The sequence below is a fragment of the Saccharopolyspora sp. NPDC002686 genome (assembly GCF_040295745.1).
In the GTDB taxonomy this organism is placed as follows: Bacteria; Actinomycetota; Actinomycetes; order Mycobacteriales; family Pseudonocardiaceae; genus Saccharopolyspora; species Saccharopolyspora oryzae.
The window spans coordinates 1-9,082 of sequence record NZ_JBEOVY010000320.1 but is presented as its reverse complement, the minus strand read 5'-3'; the positions used below and the strand labels follow the sequence as shown (position 1 = coordinate 9,082).

The following is a 9,082-nucleotide window of genomic DNA, read 5'->3' as shown; positions in this document are numbered from 1 at the left end:
CCTCGGGTGGGCGTGTCGGGCCCCGGCACGCCGGTGACCCGCAAATTCCATTGAAATCGAATGTCCGATTTCAATGGAATTTGCGGGTCACGGACTGCGGATCACTGGCGGCGGAGGACCCAGCTTCGGACCAGGGCCGCGGTGGCGACCGCGAGGGCGACGGAGGCGAGCAGGACCGGGACCGCCACTCGCTCGGTGACCTCGGTCGGCAGCGCTTCGGCCTTGCCCGCCGCGCGGACCTCGTCCTGCTGCTCGCGCGCCTGCTGCTGCTCCTGCGCGTGCCTGGCCTGCTGGACGAGGTCGCCGATGTTGGGCGTCATGCCGGGCGCCTTGCCGTAGCTGCCCTGCGCCCAGGTCAGCGCAGATCCGCGCAGGTCGGGCGGCAGGACGCTCATCGCCGTCGGTGCTCCGCCCGGCTGCGGGAGCGCTGGGGCCGGTGGGGGCAGCTCCGGGCTGGGGGCGGGCGGCGTCGTCTGGTCCGGCGTCGGGTCCGGCGGTGGCGGGGCGGGCTTCTCCGAGGACGGGGGCGGGGGCGGCGGTTCCTCGTGCTTCGGGACGCGCACGGTGACGGCGTTGCCGATGCTGACGAGGTTGGTGAAGTGCGTGCGCACCGAGTCGACCTTGTCCGCGGGCAGGCCGATCTCGGAGAGCTGCGATCCGGCGGCCTCGGCGATGTCCTTGCCCGAGTAGAAGGTGCTGCCCTCGGACGCGGTGCCGATCGGGATCGGGCTGAGCGCGGCGAAGCGCTCGGAGGCGTCCTTGGCGGGCCCGAAGGCCAGCGGCATGGCCAGCAGCACCGCTTCGCGGACCTTGAAGTCCAGGGTGCTGGGCGCGACGGCGATCGGCTGGCCGGCTTCGGCGTCGACGACGGCCAGCGCCTTGTCGACGACGAGGGTGTCCGCGGCCTGCGCGGTTCCGGCGCCGAGGAAGGTGCTGGCGGTCAGCGCGAGGCCGACGATTCCGGCGGACAGGCCGCGGTTGCGGACCTTCGGCTTCATCAGCGGATTCGGCCGCCCCCGTGCACCCATGGCTCGCCTCCCCAGACATTGCTGTTCGGTGATCACTCTGCCAAAGCTGAACCTCTCAGATGTGTACAACGTTTGAACACCACCATTGGTGACGGCTCGGTTCGGTTTTCACGTCGTGGGATTCGGGCGCCGCGAACGATGTCGGCGGGCGGCCTAGACTTCCGGATATGCGTATCGGCGCCCACGTCCGCGATGACGACCCGTTGACCGCTGCTGAGGAGCGCGGCGCGGAGGTCGTGCAGTTCTTCCTGTCCGACCCGCAGGGCTGGAAGGCACCGAAGCCGCACCCGCAGGCCGAGCAGCTGCGCGACAGCGACTTGGCGGTGTTCATCCACGCGCCTTACGTGATCAACGTGGCGTCGTTGAACAACCGGATCCGGATCCCGTCGCGCAAGGCGGTCGGCCAGCAGGCGAAGGCGGCGGCCGCGGTCGGCGCGCAGGGCCTGATCGTGCACGGCGGGCACGTGACCAAGGACGACGACCCGTCCGAGGGCTTCGCGAACTGGCGCAAGCTGTTCGAGCGGCAGGCCGCGGACGGCGGCTTCGAGGTCCCGGTGCTGATCGAGAACACCGCTGGCGGCGCCAACGCGATGGCGCGCAAGTTCGACGCGCTGGCCCGCTTGTGGGACGCCGTCGGCGAGTTCGGCGCGGGCTTCTGCCTGGACACCTGCCACGCGCACGCCGCGGGCGAGGAGCTGCTGGACGTCGTGGACCGGGTCAAGGCGATCACCGGCCGCATCGACCTGGTGCACCTGAACGATTCGCGGGACGAGTTCGGATCGTCGCGCGACCGGCACGCGAACATCGGCGCGGGCAACATCGATCCCGACCTGCTGGTCGCGGTCTGCGCCAGCGCCGGCGCCCCGGTGGTCGTCGAGACCCCGTCCGAGGGTCAGGCCGACGACATCGCTTTCCTGCGCGACAAGGTGCAGTGATCTGCTCCCGGTGGGGGAGCGTCGAACGGAGGGATCGCCGATCAGCAGGACGGCTCGCGGGCTGACGATCTCCGGTTTGGTGGCGCTGTGCGTGCTGACCGCGTTGTCGTTGGCGTTGGGGTACGCGAACAAGGCGCGCTGCACCGGTCCGGAGTTCGACGAGTGGGGGCGTTCGGAGCCCGCGTACCAGGAGCGGGCGTACGGCGACGTCTGCTACTCCGACATCCAGAACCTGTGGATCGGCCGGGACATCGATCGGCACGTGTTCCCGTACGTGCACGGGGGGATCGAGCCGGACGGGTCGCTGTACGGCGGGGTCGTCGAGTACCCGGTGCTGTCCGGGGTGTTGATGTGGGCGGGGGCGTTCTTCGTCGACACCGACGCCGGGTTCTTGGCCGCGTCGGCGTTGCTGATGGCTCCGTTCGGGCTCGCGACCGCGTGGTGGTTGGGCCGGTTGAGCGGCTGGCGGGCGTTGTTGTGGGCGTTGTCGCCGCCGTTGGTGCTCTACGCGTTCCACAACTGGGACCTGCCGGTCGTGGCGTGCGCGGTCGGAGCGGTTTTCCTGGTGCACCGGTGGACGTCGGTGTCGTTGCGGCGGCGCGCGACGGTGGCCGCGGTGGTTCTGGGGCTCGGGTTCGCGCTGAAGATCTACCCGGCGTTGTTCGTGCTGCCGTTGGCGCTGTACGTGCTGACCAGCGGCAAGGAGCGCTGGGACGTGCGCGGTGCGCTGCAGGTCGTGGGCGCTTCGATCGCTACCGCGGTGGTGGTGAACGTGCCGTTCATGATCGCCGGGTTCGGCGGTTGGCTGGCGTCGTTCGAGTTCCAGTCGCGGCGGCAGGTCGACATCAGCACGAATTCGATCTGGTACTGGGGTTTTCGGGACTTGACGGGCTCCGCGGACTTCCAGTCGGCGATGGGCCTGGTCTCACCGCTGCTGATGCTGCTGTCGTTCGCCGTCGCGTGCGTGGTGGGTTGGCTGCGCTACGAGCGGTGCGGGACGTACCCGTGGATCCCGGTGTCGGCGGCGATGCTGGTCGGGTTCCTGCTGCTGCACAAGGTCCACTCGCCGCAGTACACGTTGTGGCTGCTGCCGTTCTTCGTGCTGGTGCGGGTGCGCTGGGGCTGGATCGCGGCGTACCTGGTGGCGGATCTGGCGATGGGGATCAGCATCTTCCGCTGGCTGTACCTGAACATGATGGGCGAGCCGAGCGGCATCCACGACGGTTTCACCGCGCAGGCGTTGATGATCGGCGTGTGGGGTCGGGCGGCGCTGCTGGTCGGGCTGTTCATCGTGTTCCTGAAGTCCCGATCCACTGTGGACTCGCCAGGTGATGAGCGCGTGCTGCCGGGACGTCCGGCCCCGCGACTTCAGGAGGCGTAGCGCGCGGCCAGCTCGGTCACGGCTTCGGTGACGGCGGCGCGGAGTTCGGCCGGTTCCAGGACTTCGGCTTCCACGCCGAGGCGGAGCACGTCGTGGACGGCGACAGCGGTCTTCTCCACCGGCAGATCGACTTCCACCCATCCGCGCTCGTCCGGCGGGCCGGCTTCGGCCAGGGCCCGGGCGCCCTTCGTGCCGAACTTTGCGGGCAGGAGGCGCTGCGCGACCGGCGAGAGCCGCAGCCGGGCCGTTCCGCGCACCATCGACTCCTCCATCCGGCGGGACGATTCCGCCCAGCTCGCGGCGAGGTCGAAACCCGTTGGGCGGGTGAAGGTCCCGGGCTCGGTCCGCACGTCCAGGAAGCGCGATATCCGGTAGGTGCGGACGGCTTCACCGGCGCGGGCCACGAGGTACCAGATGCCGCCCTTGAGCACGATGCCCAGCGGGTGGAGTTCGCGGTGCACCTCGCTGCGCCAGCTGCGGTAGTGGGTGTGCAGGACGCGTTGTTCCCAGACCGCGCGGGCGATCTCGGCCAGGTGCGGCACTTCGTCGGCGTCCCGGAACCAGCCCGGTGCGTCGAGGTGGAAGCGGTCCTGGATGCGGCGAGCGCGTTCGGCCAGCTCGGCGGGCAGCGCGGCCTGCACCTTCAGCTGCGCGGTGGCCAGGACTGCGCCGAGGCCGAGGTCCTGGGCCGGGCCGGGAACGCCGGACAGGAACAGCGAGCCGGCTTCGGCGTCGGTGAGCCCGGTGAGGCGGGTGCGGTAGCCGTCGAGCAGGCGGTAGCCGCCGTCGGGGCCGCGATCAGCGCAGACCGGCACGCCCGCGGCGCCGAGGGCTTCGACGTCGCGGTAGACGGTGCGGACCGACACCTCGAGTTCGGCGGCCAGCTCGGGCGCGGTCATCCGGCCGCGGTTCTGCAGCAGCAGGAGCAGGGAGAGCAGGCGGTCGGCGCGCATGCCGGGAATTCTGCCGCGCGTACCTGACAGGAGGTGTCAGGTACGGCGTCGATGCTGGTGGCAGCACTGATCGAGAGGATTTCCATGCAGACCACCGGCAGCTTCACCGTGACCAGCTGGGACGAGGACGTCGTCGGCGACGAGCACCCGAAGCTCGCGCGCGCATCGGTCGCCTACGCCTTCTCCGGCGGGATCAGCGGCGAGACGACCTGCGCGTACGCCCTCGTCTACAACGCCGATCAGACCGGCGCGTTCAACGGCATGCAGCTGGTCCGCGGCACTGTCGACGGACGTGAGGGCGCGTTCGCCGTCCGGGAGCAAGGCCACTTCGGCACGGACGGGAAGATCCACAGCACCTTCGAGGTGGTGCCCGGTTCCGGCACCGGTGACCTGGCCGGACTCCGCGGCACCGGCACCTACACTGCCGTCCACGGCGAACCCGCGGTGCCCTACGCGTTCGACTACGAGCTGGCCTGAATGCGCACCAGGCGCGGCCCCGCAGCGGGGTCCGCGCCTGGTGGAGTTCCGTTCGCGCTGGTCCGGCCCCGTGAGTCTTTTGGGTTGCTATGGCAGCCCAAAAGACTCACGGACCGGGAGCGATCAGAAGACGGACTCGTCGAGCTCCATCAGCGAGTTGTCGGCCGCCTCGATGATCTTGCGGCGACCGGTCAGCTCCGGCAGCACGTTCTTCGCGAAGAAGTGCGCCGTCGCGATCTTGCCCTGGTAGAACGCCTGGTCCTTGGCGGAGGCACCGGCGTCCAGCGCGGCCAGGGCGATCTCGGCCTGGCGCAGCAGCAGCCAGCCGATGAGCAGGTCACCCATGCTCATCAGGAACGTGACGGCGTGCTGGCCGACCTTGTAGATGTTCTTGACGTCCTCCTGCGAGGAGGTCAGGAACTCGATCATCGTGCCGAGCATGCCCTGCGCGTCCTGCAGCGCCCGGGCGACCAGCGCGCGCTCCTCCTTCAGCCGCTCGTCGGCGCCCTCGGCCTCCAGCGTCGCCTGGATCTCGGCGGCGACGTGGCCGATCGCGGCACCGTTGTTGCGGACGATCTTGCGGAAGAAGAAGTCCTGCGCCTGGATCGCGGTGGTGCCCTCGTAGAGGCTGTCGATCTTCGAGTCGCGGATGTACTGCTCGATCGGGTAGTCCTGCAGGAAGCCGGAGCCGCCCAGCGTCTGCAGCGACAGGGTCAGCATCTCGTAGGCCCGCTCCGAGCCGACGCCCTTGACGATCGGCAGCAGCAGGTCGTTGACCTGCTCAGCGGTGCTGAAGTCGCTGCCGTCGTGCTGGCCCTGGAAGACCTGGTCCTGGAAGCTGGCGGTGTAGAGGTACACCGAGCGCAGCCCTTCCGCGTAGGCCTTCTGCAGCATCAGGATGCGCCGCACGTCGGGGTGGTTGGTGATCGGGACGCGCGGGGCGGTCTTGTCGGTGGCGCGGGTCAGGTCCGCGCCCTGCACGCGCTCCTTGGCGTAGTCCAGGGCGTTGAGGTAGCCGGTGGACAGGGTGCCGATGGCCTTGGTGCCGACCATCATCCGCGCGTACTCGATGACCTGGAACATCTGCGCGATGCCGTCGTGCACCTCGCCGAGCAGCCAGCCCTTGGCCGGCGTGCCGTGCTGGCCGAAGGTCAGCTCGCAGGTCGCCGAGGCGTTCAGGCCCATCTTGTGCTCGACGTTGGTGACGAAGGCGCCGTTGCGCTCGCCCGGTTCACCGGTGGTGCTGTCGAAGTGGAACTTGGGCACCAGGAACAGGCTCAGGCCCTTGGTGCCGGGCTTGCTCTCCACGCCGGGGCCCTCGGGGCGGGCCAGCACCAGGTGCATGATGTTCTCGGTCATGTCCTGGTCGGCGGAGGTGATGAACCGCTTCACGCCGTCCAGGTGCCAGGAGCCGTCCTCCTGCTTGACGGCCTTGGTGCGGCCGGCGCCGACGTCCGAACCGGCGTCGGGCTCGGTGAGCACCATGGTGGCGCCCCAGCCGCGCTCGATCATCAGCTCGGCCCAGCGGCGCTGCTCCTCGGTGCCGTTGCGCCACAGGATCGTCGCGAAGTTCGGGCCCGCCATGTACATGTAGACCGCCGGGTTGGCGCCGAGGATGAGCTCGGCGGCCGACCAGATGACGCTCGGCGGGGTGCCGTAGCCGCCCAGCTCGTCCGGCAGGCTCAGCCGCCACCACTCACCGTCCATGACCTGCTGGTAGGACTTCTTGAAGGCCTCCGGCAGGGTCACCGAGTGGGTGGCCGGGTCGAACTGGGCCGGGCTGCGGTCGCCTTCGACGAAGGATTCGGCCAGGGGCCCGGTCGCGAGCTCGTTGAGCTCGGTGAGCACGCCTCGCACGGTGTCCTCATCGGACTGCTCGAAAGCGCCCTTGCCCAGCCGTTCCTGCACCTTGAACAGCTCGAACAGGTTGAACTCGAGGTCTCGTACGTTGCTCTTGTAGTGGCCCATGGAAAGGCTCCCTCTTGCACGCTGCTGCGGGTGGGCCCGGCTCGAGCCCTTACTCGTCGGTAACAAGAGGGTATTACCTGACGGTAACTTCTGCCAAGGCGGTCTTCGCTACACCACCCGAGCGGGCCAGCTGACCAGCCGGTTCCCCGCGAAACTCACCGCCGCGGCCGAGAGCAGCGGCTCATGATCGCACGGATCGCCCTCCCGGCGAAGAGGCCGACCGAGCGGCGCACCCCGGTGACCTCGGCCGCACCCGGCAGAATCCGGCTTGACCCTCACGTCGCGTGAGGCCGCAGGCTCGTCCCCGAGGAGGTGAGGACCGTGCCCCACTCGGTAGGCGAAGCGGCTCGGCTCTCCGGCGTGACCGTGCGAACCCTGCACCACTACGACGAGATCGGACTGCTCACCCCGAGCGCCCGGACGGCCGCGGGCTACCGCAGCTACTCCGACGCGGACCTGGACCGGCTGCGCCGGATCCTCGGGTACCGGGCGATGGACCTCGGCCTCGACGAGATCGCGACCATCCTCGACGACGGCACCGACCGCGAACACCTGCGGCGGCAGCGCGAACTGCTGCTGGCGCGCATCGAGCGGCTGCAGCGGATGGTCGCGGCAGTGGACCGCGAACTGGAGGCGAGCACGATGGGAATCGACCTGACGCAGGAGGAGAAGTTCGAGCTGTTCGGCGACTTCGACCCCGACGACCACGCCGAGGAGGCCGAACAGCGCTGGGGCGGCACCGACGCGTACCGCCAGTCCCAGCAGCGGATGCGCTCCTTCACCAAGCAGGACTGGCAGCGCTTCACGGCCGAGCAGCGCGAGATCGAGCAGCGACTGGCGGAGGCCAAGCGGGCCGACGCGGCCCCGGACGGCGAGCAGGCGATGGACTTGGCCGAACAGCACCGCCAGCACATCACGCGCTGGTGCTACGACTGCACCTACGAGATCCACCGGGGCCTCGGCGACATGTACGTGGCGGACGAGCGCTTCACCGCGCACTACGAGCAGACCGAGCCCGGCCTGGCGGACTACATCCGCACGGCGATCCACGCCAACGCCGACCGCGCCGAGCATTAGCCCGTCCGGGACGTCCACCCAGCGGGGGAATTCGACGTCACCCGTACGGCCCAGCCGCCGCCGATCGCCGCTGGATACAGCACCGTCGCCCCGCACCGGGTGAGCGACATGGAATATGTCGCACGTTCGCGTGAGAGCCGGCGGACTCGCCCACTCGAAAGAGCAGTTCCGGCTCGGACGCAACGCACGATCTGCCCGTCTTCACGATCGGACTACGGACGAGGTGGATCATGCGCCGAACCAACATCAAGTACGCCGCCGTGCTGGTCGCCTGCACGGCGGCGCTGCTCTCCGGATGCGCAGGCGGGCAGGGAGGCAACGGGGACCAGGGCGGCGACGCGTCCTCGAGCGCGACCGCTCCGCCGAACGGCGAGGGCCAGAACGGCCAAGGGCAGGGCCAAGGCGAAGGCCAAGGCCAGGAGGGCCAGGGGCAAGGCCAGGGCGAAGGCCAAGGCCAGGACGGCCAAGGCCAGGGTCAGGGCGATGGCCAGGGCAACGGTCAGGAGAACGGCCAGGGCGACGGGCAGGGTGGCGACGTCGCAGCGGCGAAGACCAAGCTTCAGGGCGACCTCGAGTCGCTGACCAAGGAAACCCCGATCACCTTCAACCCGGACAGCCCCGACCTGACCGACCAGGGCAAGCAGGCCGTCACCAAGGCCGCCGAGATGATCAAGCAGGCCCCGCCGGAGCTGCGCTTCGAGGTCACCGGCCACACGGCGATGGCCAGCGGTTCCTCGCAGGACGGCCAGGAGCTTTCGAAGGCCCGCGCCCAGGCGGTCGCCGACCAGCTCGGCCAGGCGGGCGTCAGCGCCGACCGGCTCCAGGTCGTCGGCAACGGCGACGCCGAAGGCGACCCGAACAGCGCCCGCCGGGTCGACCTCGAGGTCATCTGACGCACCACCGCGAGCCGGCACGTCGAGAACCGACGCCCGCCCACGGCGCGCAGGCGCGAACCGCCCGCCGCGCCGCAGATCCCGCGGAAATCCCAGAAGTCGTGTGCATCCCCCGGCGTGTCGTACCCCGACGCACCGGGGGATGTCCGACCTCGACGAAACCCCTCGGCGTGTCGGGATGCGACCCCACCGAGGTTCCGCCGCAGTTTCAATTGAAACTGCAGATCTCCCCCACGGCGAATCACAGTTTCAATTGAAACTGCGGTCCGCCGGTGTGTCCGCATCCCGACACGCCGACACCTGTGGACAAGTCGTCCTGGCTGTGGAGAACTTCCGCAATTTCAATGAGGTGATCTCAGTGGATTCGGCC

Annotated in this window: 9 protein-coding genes; 6 read left to right on the top strand and 3 right to left on the bottom strand. The window is 69.5% G+C overall.

Going from position 1 to position 9,082, the window contains the following annotated elements:
• Positions 1 to 101: 101 nt before the first annotated feature.
• Complete coding sequence (locus ABTZ89_RS30785; protein WP_351051276.1) at positions 102 to 1,028, bottom strand: hypothetical protein; 927 nt, start codon at positions 1,026 to 1,028, stop codon at positions 102 to 104.
• Positions 1,029 to 1,195: 167 nt separating this feature from the next.
• Here ABTZ89_RS30785 and ABTZ89_RS30780 point away from each other — a divergent pair, with 167 nt between their 5' ends.
• Together ABTZ89_RS30780 and ABTZ89_RS30775 are read left to right on the top strand one after the other, a co-directional pair.
• Positions 1,196 to 1,963, top strand: coding sequence for a deoxyribonuclease IV (locus ABTZ89_RS30780; RefSeq protein ID WP_270953508.1), 768 nt, complete (start codon positions 1,196 to 1,198; stop codon positions 1,961 to 1,963).
• Between the two features lie 10 nt (positions 1,964 to 1,973).
• The gene (locus ABTZ89_RS30775; protein WP_502949620.1) at positions 1,974 to 3,344 is read left to right on the top strand and encodes a glycosyltransferase family 87 protein; all 1,371 of its coding nucleotides are present in this window, start codon (positions 1,974 to 1,976) and stop codon (positions 3,342 to 3,344) included.
• On the opposite strand, the gene ABTZ89_RS30770 is transcribed toward ABTZ89_RS30775, so the two are convergent.
• Positions 3,332 to 4,297 (bottom strand): helix-turn-helix transcriptional regulator, encoded by a 966-nt coding sequence (locus ABTZ89_RS30770; protein ID WP_351051273.1) that lies wholly within the window; start codon positions 4,295 to 4,297, stop codon positions 3,332 to 3,334. The two genes, ABTZ89_RS30775 and ABTZ89_RS30770, sit on opposite strands and share 13 nt — an antisense overlap.
• Positions 4,298 to 4,348: 51 nt before the next feature.
• Here ABTZ89_RS30770 and ABTZ89_RS30765 point away from each other — a divergent pair, with 51 nt between their 5' ends.
• Entirely contained in the window at positions 4,349 to 4,774 is a 426-nt protein-coding gene (locus tag ABTZ89_RS30765; RefSeq protein WP_270953506.1) for a DUF3224 domain-containing protein, read from the top strand.
• 123 nt (positions 4,775 to 4,897) lie between these two features.
• Here ABTZ89_RS30765 and ABTZ89_RS30760 read toward each other — a convergent pair whose 3' ends face one another.
• On the bottom strand, positions 4,898 to 6,742 hold the full coding sequence (locus tag ABTZ89_RS30760) for an acyl-CoA dehydrogenase (RefSeq protein WP_270953505.1): 1,845 nt from the start codon (positions 6,740 to 6,742) through the stop codon (positions 4,898 to 4,900).
• 312 nt (positions 6,743 to 7,054) lie between these two features.
• Here ABTZ89_RS30760 and ABTZ89_RS30755 point away from each other — a divergent pair, with 312 nt between their 5' ends.
• The 3 genes from ABTZ89_RS30755 to ABTZ89_RS30745 form a co-directional block, all read left to right on the top strand.
• Entirely contained in the window at positions 7,055 to 7,819 is a 765-nt protein-coding gene (locus ABTZ89_RS30755) for a MerR family transcriptional regulator (RefSeq protein WP_351051268.1), read from the top strand.
• A gap of 230 nt (positions 7,820 to 8,049) precedes the next feature.
• Positions 8,050 to 8,712, top strand: a complete 663-nt coding sequence (locus ABTZ89_RS30750; protein ID WP_351051266.1) for an OmpA family protein — start codon at positions 8,050 to 8,052, stop codon at positions 8,710 to 8,712.
• Between the two features lie 142 nt (positions 8,713 to 8,854).
• Positions 8,855 to 9,082, top strand: a 228-nt coding sequence (locus ABTZ89_RS30745) for a hypothetical protein (RefSeq protein WP_351051263.1), incomplete at its 3' end; no start/stop codon positions are given.